Here is a 15,366-nt window from a genome sequence, read left to right as displayed (position 1 = left end):
GGCGCCCGGCCCGTGGGGTCAGGGGCGCGTCACGGTGTTGACGGGCATCATGCCCACCGGGTCGTAGCGCACCGGGGCGCCCGGGTAGGGCGCGTGGATCACCTGGCCGTTGCCCACGTACATCCCGACATGGCTGGCGTCGCCCCGGTAGGTGACGATGTCACCGGGCTGCGCCTGGGAGAGCGACACCTGCCTTCCGGTGTGCGCCTGGGCCTGCGAGGTGCGCGGCAGACCGACACCGGCCTGCGCGTACGACCACTGGGTGAGGCCCGAACAGTCGAACCCGGTGGGTCCGTTGGCGCCCCAGACGTACGGGCGGCCGACGGCCGAGCGGGCCGCGGCGACGGCGGCCGCCGCGCGGCCGGAGGACGGGACGGCACCGGTGAGGTCGGGGACGCGGCCCGAGCGGGAGGTCCGGTCGTAGGCGGCGCGGTCGGCGTCCGGCATCGCGTTGAGCAACTGCCGCGCCTTGGACAGCTTCTGCTCGACGGTGCGCTTGTGCTGGGCGACGGCCTTGCGGCTCCTGTCCAGCTCGGTGAGCTTGCGGGTCGCCTCCTCGCGCTCCTGGGAGAGGTCACGCATGGCGCCCTGCAGTTCCTTGAGCTCCCCGGCCTGCCGGGAGCTGATCCGGTCGAGGACGGCCGCCTTGTCGAGGTAGTCGTCCGGGTCGTCGGAGAACATCAGCGCCAGCGAGGGATCGAGTCCGCCGGAGCGGTACTGGGCCCCGGCGAGCGAACCGAGCGCGTCCCGCATGGTGTTGATGCGGTCCTGCTGTCTGGCGATCCGGTCCTGCGCCTTGTCGACCTGGTCGCGCAGGGTGTCGGCGCGCTCGTCGGCCTTGTTGTACGACTCGGTGGCGTGCTCGGCCTCCTCGTACAGCCGGTCCACCTCGGCATGGGTGTCGTCCTGCGGCGCGGCGCCGGCCGGCGGGACGCCGAGGGCCGCTGCCGCGGCGGTCAGTACGCACAGGGTGGCGCCTCGGGCGCCCCGGTCGAAGCCGGACGGTACATGGCGGCGATGGGACCCCACAGGAAGCCGCACTCCCTTCCGCTGACGGACCCCCGGAGTTGGGGGAAACGCGGCAGACAGTAGCCGTGCGACTACGCAAGGGCCAAAGACCCATACGGGTACACAACGCGACGCCCCGCCTCAGACGCAGGTCATCAGCGGGGCGTGGGGTCAGCGGAAGTTGCGGGAATTAGCCCGTTCGGGCGGCGTGGCGATCAACCTCACCGCCCGACGAGGGGTCAGACGCGGACGCCGAACTGGAAGGTGCCGATCGTGCTCATCGACTCAAGACGGACGACGGCGCCCGGCTTCGGGGAGTGCAGGAGGACGCCGTTGCCCGCGTACAGGCCGACGTGGCCGAGGCTGTTGAAGAAGACGAGGTCGCCGGGCTTGAGCTGGTCGCGGCCGATCTTCACGCCGTCGTTCTGCTGCGTGTACGTGGTCCGGGATATCGACACACCGGCCTGGCCGTAAGCCCACTGCGTCAGACCGGAGCAGTCGTACGAGTTGGGGCCGCTGCCGCCGGAGACGTACGGCTTGCCCATCTGGGTCTTCGCGGCGGCGAGGGCGGCTGCACCGCGCTCGGAGGCGGGCACCTCGTTGCCGAGCTCGATGCGGCCTCCGGCGTCGCGGCTGGCGCGCTGGTCCGCGGCGTTCAGGGCCGCCTGCTCCTTGGCGGTCAGGGTGTTGAGGAGCTTGCGCGCGGCGGCGAGCTTGGTCTGGACTTCCTTCTTCTTCTCACCCAGGGTCTCGCGGGTCTCGGAGAGGTCCTTGAGCTTGCCCGCGGCTTCCTCACGCTGCTGGGCGAGGGTCCGCTGCTTCTCCTGGACCTTCTTCAGCGCCTCGACCTGCTGAGCGCTCAACTGGTCGATCGTGGACGCCTTGTCGAGGTAGTCGTCCGGGTCGGAGGAGAGGAAGAGCTGGACGGAGGGGTCGATGGCACCCGTCCGGTACTGGGAGCTGGCCATCAGACCGAGGCTGTCGCGCATGGTGTTGAGCTCGTCCTGGCCGCGTGCGACCTGGTCCTGGAGAGTGTCGATCTCCTTTTCGAGCTTCTCCTGCTTCTCCTCGGCCCCGTTGGCCTTGTCGGTGGCGCGCTCGACCTCTTCGTAGAGCTTGTCGACCTTGGCCTTGACCTCGTTCTTGGTCGGCTTCTCGCTGGGCGCGGCGTTGGCCGCCTGCGAGCTGAGGGCCACGGCGGCAGCGGCGGCGGTGGTGAGCACGGTCACGCGGGTGCGGCTCGGCTGCTTCGGTCGACGGTGGGACGCCACGGAGGCGAGCTCCTTCATTACCTCAGCCGCCCACCGAGAACACCGGTTGGCGGTGCCCCTCCACCGTCACTCCCAATGAGTGATCACCCGAGCGGAGGTTCGACGCCCGACCCTAGTGATGTTCCTGTGATCAGTTCAAATCCTCATCGGAAAAAACTCCGTCACCGACCGCATTATTTACACGCAACTCACATGCAGTAATGCGTGCTTGACGCTACGTTGCGTGAAGGTCTCGCCAATTGGGGCAAGATGCTCATGTGTTGCGCTTGGGGCGTCTGTTACGTAGGTGACGTACACCATCAGAAGGTCGACCGTGCGAAATTCCCTTGCGGAGCCGCGTGAAACCCGCTCGGCCGGTCGCTCGGAACCCGCTCGCTCAGCCGCGCGAGAAACGCTTCAGGAGCACCGCGGAGGCCACCGGCCGCGCCCCCGCCTTCGCCACGCCGTCGGCCACCTCACGGTCGGTGGAGACGACGATGACGGGCCGCCCCGGCGGCTCGGCGCGCACCAGCTGGCGGATCACCTCGTCGGCGGTGACGCCCGGCTTGGAGAAGAGCACCCGCACCCCGCGCGGCGGCGCGAGCAGCACCGGGGCGGCCAGCTCCGCCCCGTCGAAGACACAGGTGACCTCGGCGCCGGTCTGCGCGGCGAGCTGCGAGAGCTGCCCGAGGAGCCTGAGCCGCTGTTTCTCCAGGGGCATCTGGGGATAGCCGGTCTTGGTGACGTTGTAGCCGTCGACGACCAGATGCGCCTGCGGCAGCGCGAGCAACTGGTCGAGGATCGCCGGATCGTTTTCGGACAGCGCGCGGGCCGCGATGTCCTTGGGCGTCATCCGTCCCGGTTCGACCGCGTCCACGGTCTCCGCGGGCCGCACCGACACGGGCGGCAGGGCGAGTTCGCGCCGCAGCCCCTGGGCCGCGTCGAGCACGGTGTCAAGGAGCAGCCGTACGCGCATGTCCTCGACGCTGCGCCCCTCACGAGCCGCGCGGCGGGTGGCCTCCAGGGTGGCCTCGACCTCGCTCAGCCTTGCCTTGAGCCGCCGGGTCTCGCTCTCGGCCGCGGACACCTGGCCCTGCCCCTCACCGCGGACGGACTCCATCTCGCCCCGCAGCTTGCGCAGGGCCGCCTCGCCGCGTTTGACGTCACTGAGGGCACCGCGCAGCTTGCGGTGAAGCGATTCGGCTTCCTTCTTCGCCGACTCCAGCTCCGCCCGCAGCCGCTCCGTCTCGACACGGGTCTGGCCGCGCGCCTCGGCGAGCTCCTCGCGCAGCCGGTCCAGCTCGGCCCGGGTCTCCTCGTCGGCGCGCTCGGCGTCCGCCCGCAGGGCCTCCTCGCCCGCGGCGGTCACGAGTTTCACCCAGCCCGGGGGCCGCAGCACATAGGCCGCGGCCGCCACGTCCAGCGGGTCCGCGGCCGGGGGCGGCGAGCCGGAGTCGAGGGCTCCGGTCAGCTCCGACTGGGCCTCTCTGAGCTTCTCGGCGATGCGCTGCCTGAAGAGCGGATCCGTCTCCAGCGCCGCCGCCATCGCGTTGCCCGCGAACTTGGCGCGACGATTGGGGGCGAACCGGGCGTACTGCCGCAGTTGCGTAGGCAATTCGGCCACGGTCAGCCCGCCGAAGCCGTCCGAGACGATCTGTACGACCCTGCGCCGCACGCCGTCGGGCAGCGGACGGTCGAGCACCTCGGCGGCGCCGTCGTCCGGCTCCCCACCTGCGGTCTCCACCATCCTTCACCCCATCGTCCGTGCGGGGCCCGCTCCTGTCAGGAGCCGGCGCCCGGCCTGTCCACCAGTTCCACCTGATCCATCGCGTTGCACCAGCGACAGCGCACTGACTCGATGGTCTCACTGACCACCTCGCGCTCCTCGATCTTCGGCTCCCCGGCCAGGTCCAGGTGCACGTACTCGACGACCTTCGACGAACGGGTCACGTCGAAGCGCGTGAGGTTGCCGCAGAGCGTGCAGCGCCACCGGGTCTCGGCGGTCGGCAGGGGAACCGTCATCGTGGCAGTCGCTCTCTTTCCTGAGTCTCCATGCCGCACCAGCTTCCCTGGAGCGTGTGGCTCGTAACCCTACGGCCTGGCGGGTACTCGACGCCCGTCCACCGGGAGCGGCGAGGCGCTCTGTGCGCTTCGGTCCCGTTACGTCATGCTCTGTTCCATGATCGGCAACTGGGGTACGACCGTCGGCAAGGCGGTCCGGAGTCAGTCCGCTCCGGTGACCTACGGACTGATCGCCCTGTGCTGCCTGATCTTCGTGATCGGTCCGCTCTCGGGCCTCAGCCCCACGTACGGCACCGGTGACCAGCTCCTTTCCGCGCAGCGGGCCTACTTCGAGCGCTGGGGTGTGGTGCCCGTCGAACTGTTCGAGTGGACGCTGCGGGCCGCCGCCACCCCGGCCACCGCCCTCTTCGTGCACGGCAGCTGGCTGCATCTGCTGGGGAACATGCTTTTCCTCTATGTCTTCGGGGCGATGGCCGAGGAGAGGATGGGCCACTTCGAGTTCGCCCTCTTCTATGTGGGCTGCGGCTATCTCGCCCTGTTCGGCTACGCGGCGGCCCACTCGGACTCCGCGCAGACGCTGGTCGGCGCTTCCGGGGCGATCTCCGCAGTCCTCGGCGCGTTCCTCTACCTGTTCCCCAAAGCCCGGGTGACCAGTCTCTTTCCGTTCCTCTTCTTCCTGCCGCTGCGATTCCCGGCCTGGGTGGTCCTGCCCTTCTGGGTGTCCCTCCAGTGGATGGCGGCGAGCCGCGCGACCCACGGGCCGGCGGTGGCGTACCTGGCGCATTTGCTGGGGTTCTCGGCGGGGTTCCTGTACGCGTGGGTGCGCTATGGGCGTACGGCTGCTGTGTTCTCCCGGGGGACAACCCCCGGACCCCCGGCCGAAAAGACTCCCGGGCGCGAGGCTGAGTAAGGTGAAAACCCAGCCATGGCCACCGAGGGAGAAAACCAGCCGTGATCACCGCGATCGTGCTCATCAAGACCAGCGTGGACCGGATCCCCGAGATCGCGGAGTCGATCGCCGCGCTGGACAGTGTCAGCGAGGTTTTTTCCGTTACCGGTACGTATGACTTGATCGCCATGGTCCGGGTGAAGGCCCATGACGATCTGGCCGATGTGATTCCCGGGATGATCAGCAAGATTCCGGGGGTGCAGGGGACGGACACGCATGTGGCGTTCCGTACGTACTCCCAGCATGATCTTGAGGCCGCGTTCGCCATCGGGCTGGACAACTAGCTCGGCCGTGCTGCGTCGTCGAACCCCGGATGAAGGGTTCTTCATCCGGCGCTCGTCCTGGCCGCCCTGTACCGCGTACAGGATCCCCCCATGGTTTTCTCTCACCGGATGGCGGCGCTCGCCGCCGTCGTGGTGATTCCGCTGGGGATCGCCGCCACCGGTTACGCCCTGACCGACAGTCCGGAGGCTCCGAAGGCGCCGCCCACGGTGGAGCTGGAAGCGGGTCGCCCTCGGCGACGCCCACGACACCCGCGGCCACGACACCCGCGCCGACGCCGAGTGACGAGGTCGTGTCGCGGCCTCCGGTCAGTGACGACGATGACGTCAGCGGTCTGCTCGCCCAGGAGGCGGGCGAGTTCGCGAACTTCGAGGAACGGGGGGTGGAACCGGAGACCGGGCCGCCGTTCACGGACCCGGCACGGCTGCTCAGGGTCTTCCTGGAACGGCAGTACGCCGATCCCGACGAGGAGCTGACGGGGCCGCTCGCGGGCGCCGGGGACGTCGTCGGCGAGCTGATCCGTGCCGCCCTCGACCTGGGCGTACGCCGCGTCCGACCTGCCGGTCACACGGCCGGGACGCAACGCCCTTCCACCGTGCGGTAGTTCCACTTCGCGCCGTCCCGGACCAGTTCCTTGACGGCCCGGACGAACCGCTCGACGTGCTCGTCCGGCGTCCCCGCCCCGAAGCTGACCCGAATGGCGTTGAGCGACTTCTCGCCGGGCGCCGCCTCGGGGGCACCGCACTCGCCCTGGGACTGCGGGTCGCTGCCGAGCAGCGTGCGCACGAGCGGGTGCGCGCAGAACAGACCGTCCCGCACCCCGATGCCGTACTCGGCGGAGAGCGCGGCGGCGAAGTGCGAGCTGTTCCAGCCCTCGACGACGAAGGAGATGACGCCGACGCGGGGCGCGTCGGCGCCGAAGAGGGAGAGGACGCGCACCTCGGGCACCTCGGCGAGACCGGTCCGTACTGTGTCGATCAGGTGCTGCTCGCGGGCGACCAGCGTGTCGAAGCCGGCCTCGGTGAGGGCCTTGCAGGCGGAGGCGATGGAGTAGGCGCCGATGACGTTGGGCGACCCGGCCTCGTGCCGTGCGGCGCCCTCGTGCCACTCGACGTCGACGCCGCCGTCCACCCGCCGCGAGACCTTCCGCGAGGCGCCCCCGCCCGCGAGGTACGGCTCGGCCGCGGTCAGCCAGTCGGCACGTCCGGCGAGGACACCCGAGCCGAAGGGCGCGTACAGCTTGTGACCGGAGAAGGCGACCCAGTCGACGTCCAACTCCCGTACGGACACGGGGTGGTGGGGCGCGAGCTGGGCGGCGTCGAGCACGATCCGGGCGCCGTGCGTGTGTGCGGCGGCGGCGAGTTCCCGTACGGGCCACAGCTCGCCGGTGACGTTCGACGCGCCGGTGACGCACACGAGCGCCGGCCCGTGGGGATCCCGCTCGGCGAGCGCCCGCTCCAGCGTCGCGACGGCCTCGCCCGGGGTGCGCGGGGCGTTGAGGTAGGTGACGCGGGCGTCCCGCCACGGCAGCAGGGAGGCGTGATGCTCGGTCTCGAAGACGAAGACCTGGCAGTCGGCGGGGAGCGCCGCGGCGAGGAGGTTGAGCGAGTCGGTGGTGGACCGGGTGAAGACGACCTGGTCACCGTCCCGGCAGTCGAGGAACTCCTCGACGGTGCGGCGGGCGTTCTCGAAGAGGTCGGTGGACAGCTGGGAGAGGTAACCGGCCCCCCGGTGCACGCTCCCGTAGTACGGGGCGTACGCGGCCACGTCGTCCCACACCCGCTGGAGGGCCGGGGCGCTGGCGGCGTAGTCGAGCGCGGCGTAGGTGACCTCACCGCCGGTGACGAGCGGGACGGTGACGTCCCGTCCCAGCACGGGCAGGGAGCCGGAGGTGTCACGGCAGACGGACCGGTCGGCGGCGGCAGCGGTGGAAACAGACATGGCGAACTCCTGTGAGGCAGGCGGGAACACCACGCGAGCGGGTACGACTGGGTACGGCTCAAGCGTGGGTGAAGGTGAAAAGGGGTGTGCGGAGGCGGGGCTCGACGCCCTATCGCATTCGCTGGCTCACAGAAGGCTCCCTCGAACGACCAGGACCCCTGGGCTGTGTCCACTCAAAAGAGGGCGAGGGGTCCGCGCTTGCCGTAGACCTCACTGCCTACGACCTGGTCTTCACCCGGGGCACCCCGCCACGGACGGAGGGTTGCCGGACAGCCGGCCGGGGCCTGATGGCTGTCGCTCATGACCTGCCAGCATCTTGCCACACGATCATCCAGACGCAACCCCGCCGTCCGGATACCGGGACGGCGGGGGTCGGGTTCAGGGGCGCGGGGAACTGCGCAAGGGGAGTTCGGGGGCGAAGCCCCCGAGAAGTGACGGGACTGGATAGGGGCGGCGGGGGCGAAGAAAGCCCCCGCCGCAACCGCTACGCGTTGGTCGCCGCCACCCACCGCTCCAACGTCGCCTTCGCCGCCCCCGAGTCGATCGCGGCCGCGGCCTTCACCATCCCCGCCCCCAGCTGGTCCGCGAGCGGCCCGTCCCCGGGCGACAGAGCCACCAGCGCCGCCGCCGAGTTCAGCAGCACGGCGTCCCGCACGGGCCCGGTCTCCCCGTTCAGCAGCCGCCGGGCCACATCCGCGTTGTACGAGGCGTCAGCCCCGCGCAGCGCCTCCACCGGCACCAGCTCGATCCCGACGTCACGCGGATCGAAGGACTCCTCGCGCACCTTCCCGTCCCGTACGACCCACACCCGGGACGTGGCCGTGGTGGTCAGCTCGTCGAGCCCGTCGTCGCCGCGGAAGACCAGCGACGAGTTGCCGCGCTCGGCGAAGACACCGGCCATGATCGGCGCCATCCGCGGGTCGGCGCACCCGACGGCCTGCGCCTTCACCCGCGCCGGATTGGTCAGCGGACCGAGCGCGTTGAACACCGTCCGGATCCCCAACTGCCCACGCGCGGCGCCCGCATGACGCATCGCCGGATGGAACTTCGCCGCGAAGCAGAAGGTGATCCCGGCCGCCTCGGCGACCGCTGCCACCCGATGCGTCGGCAGCTCCAGATTGACCCCGAGCTTCTCCAGCACGTCGGACGCCCCGGAGGCCGAGGAGGCGGCCCGGTTGCCGTGCTTGACGACCTTGGCGCCCGTACCCGCGATGACGATCGCCGACATGGTGGAGATGTTGACGGTCTTCGCCCCGTCCCCACCCGTACCGACGATGTCGACGGTCTCCCCGGGCACCTCGATCACGTTCGCGTGCTCGTACATCGCCTGGACGAACCCGGTGATCTCCTCGACGGTCTCGCCCTTGGCCCGCAGCGCCACCACGAACCCGGCGATCTGCGCGTCGGTCGCCTCGCCCCGCATGATCAGGTCCATCGCCCAGGCGGTGTCGGCGGCGCTCAGGTCGCGCCCGTCCAGCAGGCCGTTCAGCAGGGCGGGCCAGGAACGGACCGCCGCGGTGTCGCCTCCAGCGGGGGTCACAGCGCTCATATGCCGCTCCTGGGTCGTCCGTCCCGCGATGGGGACGCCTGTGGGATGTGGGTTTCGCCCGTAGTTCGTGGCTCGTACGGGAACAGGTCCACCCTATCCAGCCCCGGGGACGGCAAAGAGCCCCGTCGGGGCAATGGACGGGGCTCCTGCCGTGGCGAACAGGTCGAAGATCAGTGGTGGCCGTGGCCGCTCGTGATCTCCTTGTACTCCTCAGCGGTCGGCTTCGGGATCTGGTTGTCCTCGCCGAAGTACGCGTTGCTGAGCTTCGCCCGCAACTTCTGCGGGCCCTTCACCTTGCGCTCGACACCGTTCTCGTCGACCGCCGGGCCGATCGCGGCCGGCTCGTACTGCTCGTGCGCCGTGAGGGTGTGCAGCGCCTCCTGGCTGAGCGGCTCGTGGATCTCGACGAACTCACCGTGCGGCAGGCGCTTGATGATGCCCGACTCGCGGCCGTGCAGCACCTTGTCCTTGTCGCGGCGCTGGAGGCCGAGACAGATCCGCTTGGTGGCGACGAACGCGAGCACCGGTCCGACGAAGAACCCGATCCGGACGAACCAGGTGACCGAGTTGATCGACAGATGGAAGTGCGTCGCGACGATGTCGTTGCCACCGCCGATCAGCATGATCATGTAGGCGGTCACCCAGGCGACACCGAAGGCCGTACGGGTCGGGGCGTTGCGCGGCCGGTCCAGGATGTGGTGCTCGCGCTTGTCCCCGGTGATCCAGGACTCGATGAACGGGTACATCGCGATGATCCCGAGGAAGAGCCCGAAGAGCACCAGCGGGATGAACACACCGAGGACCAGTGTGTGACCCCAGAGGTTGATCTCCCAGCCCGGCATCGCTCGGATCAGGCCCTCGGCGAAGCCCATGTACCAGTCGGGCTGGGCGCCCGTGGACACCTGGTCCGGCCGGTACGGCCCGAGCACCCAGATCGGGTTGATGGACGCGACCGCGGACAGCATCGCGATGAAACCGAAGACCAGGAAGAAGAAGCCTCCGGCCTTGGCCATGTAGACCGGCAGCAGCGGCATGCCGACGACGTTCTTGTTGGTCTTTCCGGGGCCCGCGAACTGCGTGTGCTTGTGGTAGAAGACCAGGATCAGGTGGCCGACCACCAGGCCCAGCATGATGCCGGGCAGCAGCAGAATGTGGATCGAGTAGAACCGCGAGACGAAGTCGCCGCCCGGGAACTCCCCGCCGAACAGGAAGAACGAGACGTACGTGCCGACGATCGGCGTGGCCAGGATCGCACCCTGGGTGAAACGGACGCCGGTGCCGGAGAGCAGGTCGTCCGGGAGCGAGTAGCCGGTGAAGCCGGTGAACATGCCGAGGACGAACAGCAGGAAGCCGAACATCCAGTTGATCTCACGCGGCTTGCGGAACGCGCCGGTGAAGAAGACGCGCATCATGTGCACGAACATGCCGGCCAGGAAAACGATGGCCGCCCAGTGGTGGATCTGCCGGATGAGCAGACCGCCGCGGACGTCGAAGCTGATGTCCAGCGTGGAGGCGAACGCCTCCGACATCAGCTGCCCCTGCATCGGGACGTAGCTTCCGTGGTACTCGATCTCGTTCATCGAGGGGTGGAAGAACAGCGTCAGGTACACACCCGTGAGGATGATGATGATGAAGCTGTAGAGGCAGATCTCACCCAGCATGAAGGACCAGTGGTCCGGGAAGATCTTGCGCATGTTGGCCTTGGCCAGGGAGTAGATCCCCAGCCGGCCGTCGGCCCAGTCGGCGATCTTCTCGCCGCCCGGCGCCTTCTCTCGCGAGCGAGAGTCGGAGGTGGTCGTAGTGCTCATCCGCGCTCCCAGAAAGCAGGACCGACGGGCTCTTCGAAGTCGCTGAGCGCCTCAAGGTAGCCCTCGTCGTTCACACCGATCTGCAGCTGCGGCAGGGGGTGACCGGCCGGGCCGAAGATCACTCGGGCACCGTCGGAGAGGTCGAAGGTGGACTGGTGGCAGGGGCAGAGGGCGTGGTGCGTCTGCTGCTCGTACAGGGAAATCGGGCAACCGACGTGGGTGCAGATCTTCGAGTACGCCACGATGCCGTCGACGGACCACTCGAGCTCTTGCTTGTCCTTGATGTCGTCCGGCTGCAGCCGGATGATCATCAGGGCCGCCTTGGCGATCTCGTTCTGGAAATCGTGGTCGTCCTCCTCCAGGCCCTCGGGCTTGGCGAAGGTGAGCGACCCGACCACGACGTCGGACGGACGCAGCGGCTCGTTCGTGTTCATGTTGACGAGCAGCTTGCCCCGGGACCACAACGTGTGCCGCAGCTTGTCCTCCGGCAGCGGACCGAGGTCGCGCAGCAGGACGATGCCGGACAGCGGGAACAGGGTCAGCGCGCCGAACATCGTGTTGCGGATCAGCTTGCGGCGACCGAGCGCGGACTCCTTGGCGCCCTGCTTGAAGTCGGCCAGCACCTTGGCCTTGACCTCGGGCTCCGCCGCGATGGCGTGGCGCTCGTCGGTCATCTCCTCGTCGGACATCAGGGTGCGGGCCCAGTGGACCGCGCCCGCGCCGATGCAGAACAGCGCCAGACCGAGCGTCATGCCCAGGGCGAAGTTCAGTCCGCTGATGTGGCCCAGCGGGAAGATGTAGACGATCTCGTCGGCCGGGATCGTCACGAACGACGCGATGAAGCCGACCGTGGCCAGCATCGACAGCGTGAACAGCAGGGCGACCGTGCGCTCGGAGCGCTTGGCGGCCCGCTCGTCGATGTCCTGGACCCGGTGCTCGTGCGGCGGCAGACCGGGGTCCGCGAACGGGTGTTTCTCGTCCGCGACACTCACGGCGCCGTGCGCGTGCTCGTCGTCGGCCCGCTCGGCGGGCAGGTTCTCTTCTGGAATGTCTTGGCTACTCATGACTTCTTGGCCTTTGCGGTCCGGGCGGCGACCCACACGGCGACGGCGATCAGTCCGCCGAGACCGAAGATCCAGCCGAAGAGGCCTTCACTGACCGGCCCGAGGCCGCCCAGCTCCAGACCACCGGGGCTCTCCGAGTCGTCGCTGTTGACCGCGTCGAGGTACGCGATGATGTCCTTCTTGTTCTTCTCCGTCAGCGTGGTGTCGGGGAAGGACGGCATGTTCTGCGGGCCGGTCTGCATGGCCTCGTAGAGGTGCTTCGGGTCGACATCCTCCAGCGTCGGGGCGTACTTGCCGTTCGTCAGCGCGCCACCCTTGCCGGTGAAGTTGTGGCACTGCGCGCAGTTGGTACGGAAGAGCTCACCGCCCTTGGCGATGTCCGCGCCCTCGGGGTTGTACTGCTCCTCGGTCGGCACCGTCGGACCGGCACCCAGCGAGGCGACGAACGCCGCGAGCTGGTCGATCTCGGCCTGCGAGTAGATGACCTTCTTCTTCGGAACCTGCGCGCCCGGCTGCTGGGCCGGCATGCGGCCGGTGCCGACCTGGAAGTCGACGGCCGCGGCGCCCACGCCGACGAGACTCGGACCGTCAGTGGAACCCTGACCGCCGGTGCCGTGGCAGCTGGCGCAGCCGACGGCGTAGAGCTTCTGGCCCTCGTCGATGGCTAGGGACTGGGCGGTTGTACCGGCCTGCGCCTCGTCCGCGGGCGCGAACGCGGTATACAGCCCCCCGGTGCATGCCAGCGCGAGGAGTAGGACGACGAGCGCCGCCAGCGGATGGCGTCGTCGTGCGGAGAGCTTTTTCACGGATTACCCCGGTGTCAGGATCTTCTGCGTCGATGCTTCTGGAATGTGCTCGGGAACGGGCCCGGCTACTTGATCATGTAGATCGTGGCGAAGAGGCCGATCCAGACGACATCGACGAAGTGCCAGTAGTAGGACACGACGATGGCGGCGGTCGCCTGCTCGTGCGTGAACCTGCGGGCGGCGTAGGTGCGCCCGAGGACCAGCAGGAAGGCGATGAGACCACCCGTCACGTGCAGGCCGTGGAAGCCGGTGGTCAGGTAGAACACCGAGCCGTACGGGTCGGAGGAGAGCGAGAGCCCGTCCTTCTTGACCAGCTCGGTGTACTCGAAGATCTGTCCTCCGACGAAGATCGCACCCATGACGAAGGTGACAATGAACCACATCCGGAGCTTCTTCACGTCCCCTCGCTCGGCGGCGAACACACCGAGCTGGCAGGTCAGTGAGGAGAGCACCAGGATCGTGGTGTTCGTCGCGGAGAACGGGAAGTTGAGAAGGTCCGCCATCTCCTTCCAGTGATCCGGCCCGGTCACCGATCGCAGGGTGAAGTACATCGCGAAGAGGGCCGCGAAGAACATCAGCTCGGAACTCAGCCAGATGATGGTTCCGACGCTGGTGAGGTTCGGCCGATTGACCGACGGGTGCGCGTGCCCGGTTTCTACTGTCGTTGCTGTCGCCACGACCGACATTATGTCGGTCGCTTATCCCGCCCTCACTCCGGGGGGTGCTGTTCGGGACGTCCGTAGGGTGTGTCCAGCCCGTATGGCCCATCGAAGCCCTGTCCGAACCGGTGTTGGCCAGGTGATCGAGGGAGTAGCATCCGCGGCAGCGGACCTTGTCCGTCTCTGTCTCTACGACGCTGACGTCCCGGAGGAAGAATGCAGCCGACCGCAACGGTGCTGGTCTACAGCGACGACTCCAACACCCGCGAGCAGGTGCGGCTGGCGACCGGCCGGAGGCCGGCCACGGACGTGCCTCAGGTCGAGTTCATCGAGTGCGCGACGCATGCCGCCGTGATCAAGGAACTGGACCGCGGTGGCATCGATGTGTGCGTGCTCGACGGTGAGGCCGTTCCCTCGGGCGGGATGGGTATCTGCCGGCAGATCAAGGACGAGATCTTCGACTGTCCGCCGGTGCTGTTGCTGATCGGGCGGCCTCAGGACGCGTGGCTGGCCACGTGGAGCCGGGCTGACGCCGCGGTGACCCTGCCGGTCGAGCCGGTGGAGTTTGCCTCTGCCCTGGCGGGGCTGCTCCGCAGGAAGCGTTTGCTCAGCGCCTGACGCCTGGGAGCTCGGTCGGTCCTGTGGTTCGGCGGGTGCGGGTGCGTTGTGGCTGGTCGCGCCCCCGCGGCGGAGCCGCAAAATGTCACAGCCCCGCGCCCCTAAAGGACCCGGTGCAGGCCCTACACGGACTCTGGGCGCAGTCTCAGTTGGGCGTCCGGGCCCGGGCCGTCCGGAGCGTCGGCTACCAGGGCGCTGCCCGTGCGCCATTTCTTCCAGTCGAGGTTCCAGTCGCCGAAGCCGTTGCCGAACGGGGCCATCGTGTCGCCGTCCGAGTTGACGACCTTGACGATGTCGCCGGCGCGGAAGTTCTCGTAGAACCAGGCGGCGTTTTCGGTGCTCATGCCCGTGCAGCCGTGGCTGACGTTGGCGCTTCCCTGGGAGCCGGTGGACCAGGGAGCGGCGTGCACGTACTCGCCGCTCCAGGTGACCCGCGTGGCGTAGTACACGGGCAGGTCGTACGAGTCCGCGCTGCCCTCGGCTATGCCGATGCTCGTGCCGCGCATGCGTACGAAGTACTCCTTGCCCAGGACGACCTTGACGCCGTTGCGGGTCTCGAAGCCGGGCTTGCCGGTGGTGACGGGGATCGTGTTGATCGTCTCACCGTTCTTGTAGACCGTCATCGAGTGCGAGGCGGCGTCCGTTATGGCCTCGACGCGGTCGCCCGTGGTGAGCTTCAGGGGCTTGGCCTTGCCTCCCCAGAGGCGTTCGGCGATCTTGATGCCCGCGAGGTTGCTGTGCGCCCGGATGGTGGCGTGGGCGGGCCAGTACTCCTTGGGGCGGTAGTGCAGCTTCTTGTCGTCCACCCAGTGCCAGGCGCCCTCCATGGCGGGCTGTGAGTCGACCTTGAGGGCCCGCTCGACGACGGCACGCGCGGCCTTGTCCTTGACCGGGGCGCTGAGCTCGGCGGTGACGGGCTGGCCGACGCCGTACGTACCCTTCTCGGGCCCGAACTTCACGTTCAGCCGCTTCTTCGTGGTGGGCTTGCTGGTGTCGAAGTCGAGGACCTTGCGGCCGGGGGCGCCGTCCTCGTCCTCCGTGCTCACACGGACCGTGTAGCGGGCGCCCGCGGCGAGCGGCGAGGTGCTGTGCCAGCGGGCCCCGTCGGCGGACAGTTCGCCCGCCACGAAGCGTCCTGCGGCGTCCGTGGCCGTCACGTCGGTGATGCGGCCGTCGGAGTCGTCCGCGGTGATCTCCAGCGGCTTGTCGGGGTCGGCCTTCTTGCCGTCGTCCGCGGAGACGTTGAAGGAGATGTCGTCCGCCGCGTCGTAGGGCTTGGCCGAGAGAGGGTGGCCGTCGGAGCCACAGGCCGTGACGCCGACGCCTATGGCGACCAACAGCACAGTGCAGCTGACGACGGTGCGGGTTCTCGGTGAGTGGCTCATGACCTCAACGTAGGAACCGTTGTCG

Annotated in this window: 14 protein-coding genes, 2 pseudogenes and 1 riboswitch; of the genes and pseudogenes, 5 read left to right on the top strand and 11 right to left on the bottom strand. The window is 68.7% G+C overall.

Going from position 1 to position 15,366, the window contains the following annotated elements; all coding sequences use genetic code 11:
- Positions 1-18 precede the first annotated feature (18 nt).
- The 4 genes from OHA11_RS34745 to OHA11_RS34730 form a co-directional block, all read right to left on the bottom strand.
- The gene (locus OHA11_RS34745; RefSeq protein WP_266503070.1) at positions 19-1,029 is read right to left on the bottom strand and encodes an NlpC/P60 family protein; all 1,011 of its coding nucleotides are present in this window, start codon (positions 1,027-1,029) and stop codon (positions 19-21) included.
- Between the two features lie 218 nt (positions 1,030-1,247).
- Positions 1,248-2,279, bottom strand: coding sequence for a C40 family peptidase (locus OHA11_RS34740; RefSeq protein ID WP_266503068.1), 1,032 nt, complete (start codon positions 2,277-2,279; stop codon positions 1,248-1,250).
- Positions 2,280-2,655: 376 nt separating this feature from the next.
- Entirely contained in the window at positions 2,656-4,005 is a 1,350-nt protein-coding gene (locus OHA11_RS34735; RefSeq protein WP_266503067.1) for an NYN domain-containing protein, read from the bottom strand.
- A 35-nt stretch (positions 4,006-4,040) separates the two neighbouring features.
- A complete protein-coding gene (locus OHA11_RS34730) occupies positions 4,041-4,280 on the bottom strand; it encodes a hypothetical protein (protein WP_266503064.1) in 240 nt (79 codons plus the stop codon).
- Between the two features lie 157 nt (positions 4,281-4,437).
- Between OHA11_RS34730 and OHA11_RS34725 the strand changes: the two genes are divergently transcribed.
- The 4 genes and pseudogenes from OHA11_RS34725 to OHA11_RS34710 all read left to right on the top strand — a co-directional run.
- Positions 4,438-5,190, top strand: coding sequence for a rhomboid family intramembrane serine protease (locus tag OHA11_RS34725; protein WP_266503062.1), 753 nt, complete (start codon positions 4,438-4,440; stop codon positions 5,188-5,190).
- 41 nt (positions 5,191-5,231) lie between these two features.
- Positions 5,232-5,513, top strand: coding sequence for an Lrp/AsnC family transcriptional regulator (locus OHA11_RS34720; protein WP_266503060.1), 282 nt, complete (start codon positions 5,232-5,234; stop codon positions 5,511-5,513).
- Positions 5,514-5,603: 90 nt separating this feature from the next.
- A pseudogene (locus OHA11_RS34715) lies at positions 5,604-5,836 on the top strand (small secreted hydrophilic protein); the annotation flags it as partial.
- Positions 5,837-5,992: pseudogene (locus OHA11_RS34710) on the top strand (two-component sensor histidine kinase); the annotation flags it as partial. It abuts the pseudogene before it with no gap.
- Positions 5,993-6,075: 83 nt separating this feature from the next.
- Here OHA11_RS34710 and OHA11_RS34705 read toward each other — a convergent pair.
- The 6 genes from OHA11_RS34705 to OHA11_RS34680 all read right to left on the bottom strand — a co-directional run bounded on the left by OHA11_RS34705 (position 6,076) and on the right by OHA11_RS34680 (position 13,365).
- Complete coding sequence (locus OHA11_RS34705; RefSeq protein ID WP_266503059.1) at positions 6,076-7,452, bottom strand: aminotransferase class V-fold PLP-dependent enzyme; 1,377 nt, start codon at positions 7,450-7,452, stop codon at positions 6,076-6,078.
- 189 nt (positions 7,453-7,641) lie between these two features.
- Positions 7,642-7,758: riboswitch (SAM riboswitch) on the bottom strand.
- 178 nt (positions 7,759-7,936) lie between these two features.
- Positions 7,937-9,001, bottom strand: coding sequence for an anthranilate phosphoribosyltransferase (trpD, locus tag OHA11_RS34700; RefSeq protein ID WP_266503058.1), 1,065 nt, complete (start codon positions 8,999-9,001; stop codon positions 7,937-7,939).
- A 170-nt stretch (positions 9,002-9,171) separates the two neighbouring features.
- Positions 9,172-10,809, bottom strand: coding sequence for a cytochrome bc complex cytochrome b subunit (locus OHA11_RS34695; RefSeq protein WP_266503056.1), 1,638 nt, complete (start codon positions 10,807-10,809; stop codon positions 9,172-9,174).
- A complete protein-coding gene (locus OHA11_RS34690; protein ID WP_266503055.1) occupies positions 10,806-11,873 on the bottom strand; it encodes a ubiquinol-cytochrome c reductase iron-sulfur subunit in 1,068 nt (355 codons plus the stop codon). Before OHA11_RS34690 ends, OHA11_RS34695 begins: the two co-directional genes overlap by 4 nt.
- Complete coding sequence (locus OHA11_RS34685; protein ID WP_266503054.1) at positions 11,870-12,679, bottom strand: c-type cytochrome; 810 nt, start codon at positions 12,677-12,679, stop codon at positions 11,870-11,872. The genes OHA11_RS34690 and OHA11_RS34685 overlap by 4 nt, the downstream gene beginning before the upstream one ends.
- A gap of 65 nt (positions 12,680-12,744) precedes the next feature.
- On the bottom strand, positions 12,745-13,365 hold the full coding sequence (locus tag OHA11_RS34680; protein ID WP_266503053.1) for a heme-copper oxidase subunit III: 621 nt from the start codon (positions 13,363-13,365) through the stop codon (positions 12,745-12,747).
- Positions 13,366-13,554: 189 nt separating this feature from the next.
- On the opposite strand from OHA11_RS34680, the gene OHA11_RS34675 reads away from it, so the two are divergent.
- Positions 13,555-13,956: a hypothetical protein gene (locus OHA11_RS34675; protein WP_266503052.1), complete on the top strand. Its 402-nt coding sequence runs from the start codon at positions 13,555-13,557 to the stop codon at positions 13,954-13,956.
- 122 nt (positions 13,957-14,078) lie between these two features.
- On the opposite strand, the gene OHA11_RS34670 is transcribed toward OHA11_RS34675, so the two are convergent.
- The gene (locus OHA11_RS34670; RefSeq protein WP_266503050.1) at positions 14,079-15,341 is read right to left on the bottom strand and encodes an Ig-like domain-containing protein; all 1,263 of its coding nucleotides are present in this window, start codon (positions 15,339-15,341) and stop codon (positions 14,079-14,081) included.
- Positions 15,342-15,366 lie beyond the last annotated feature (25 nt).

Source organism: Streptomyces sp. NBC_00878 (assembly GCF_026341515.1).
Lineage (GTDB): Bacteria > Actinomycetota > Actinomycetes > Streptomycetales > Streptomycetaceae > Streptomyces.
Note: the sequence above shows the minus strand (reverse complement) of the source record. Positions and strands in the feature narration are given on the sequence as shown.

Bases quoted from the DNA above. Each gene is read 5' to 3' on its own strand.
- OHA11_RS34675 (WP_266503052.1), top strand. From the start codon at position 13,555: ATGCAGCCGACCGCAACGGTGCTGGTCTACAGCGACGACTCCAACACC.
- OHA11_RS34695 (WP_266503056.1), bottom strand. From the start codon at position 10,809: ATGAGCACTACGACCACCTCCGACTCTCGCTCGCGAGAGAAGGCGCCG.
- OHA11_RS34735 (WP_266503067.1), bottom strand. From the start codon at position 4,005: ATGGTGGAGACCGCAGGTGGGGAGCCGGACGACGGCGCCGCCGAGGTG.
- OHA11_RS34705 (WP_266503059.1), bottom strand. From the start codon at position 7,452: ATGTCTGTTTCCACCGCTGCCGCCGCCGACCGGTCCGTCTGCCGTGAC.
- OHA11_RS34680 (WP_266503053.1), bottom strand. From the start codon at position 13,365: ATGTCGGTCGTGGCGACAGCAACGACAGTAGAAACCGGGCACGCGCAC.
- OHA11_RS34670 (WP_266503050.1), bottom strand. From the start codon at position 15,341: ATGAGCCACTCACCGAGAACCCGCACCGTCGTCAGCTGCACTGTGCTG.
- trpD (WP_266503058.1), bottom strand. From the start codon at position 9,001: ATGAGCGCTGTGACCCCCGCTGGAGGCGACACCGCGGCGGTCCGTTCC.
- OHA11_RS34730 (WP_266503064.1), bottom strand. From the start codon at position 4,280: ATGACGGTTCCCCTGCCGACCGCCGAGACCCGGTGGCGCTGCACGCTC.
- OHA11_RS34725 (WP_266503062.1), top strand. From the start codon at position 4,438: ATGATCGGCAACTGGGGTACGACCGTCGGCAAGGCGGTCCGGAGTCAG.
- OHA11_RS34690 (WP_266503055.1), bottom strand. From the start codon at position 11,873: ATGAGTAGCCAAGACATTCCAGAAGAGAACCTGCCCGCCGAGCGGGCC.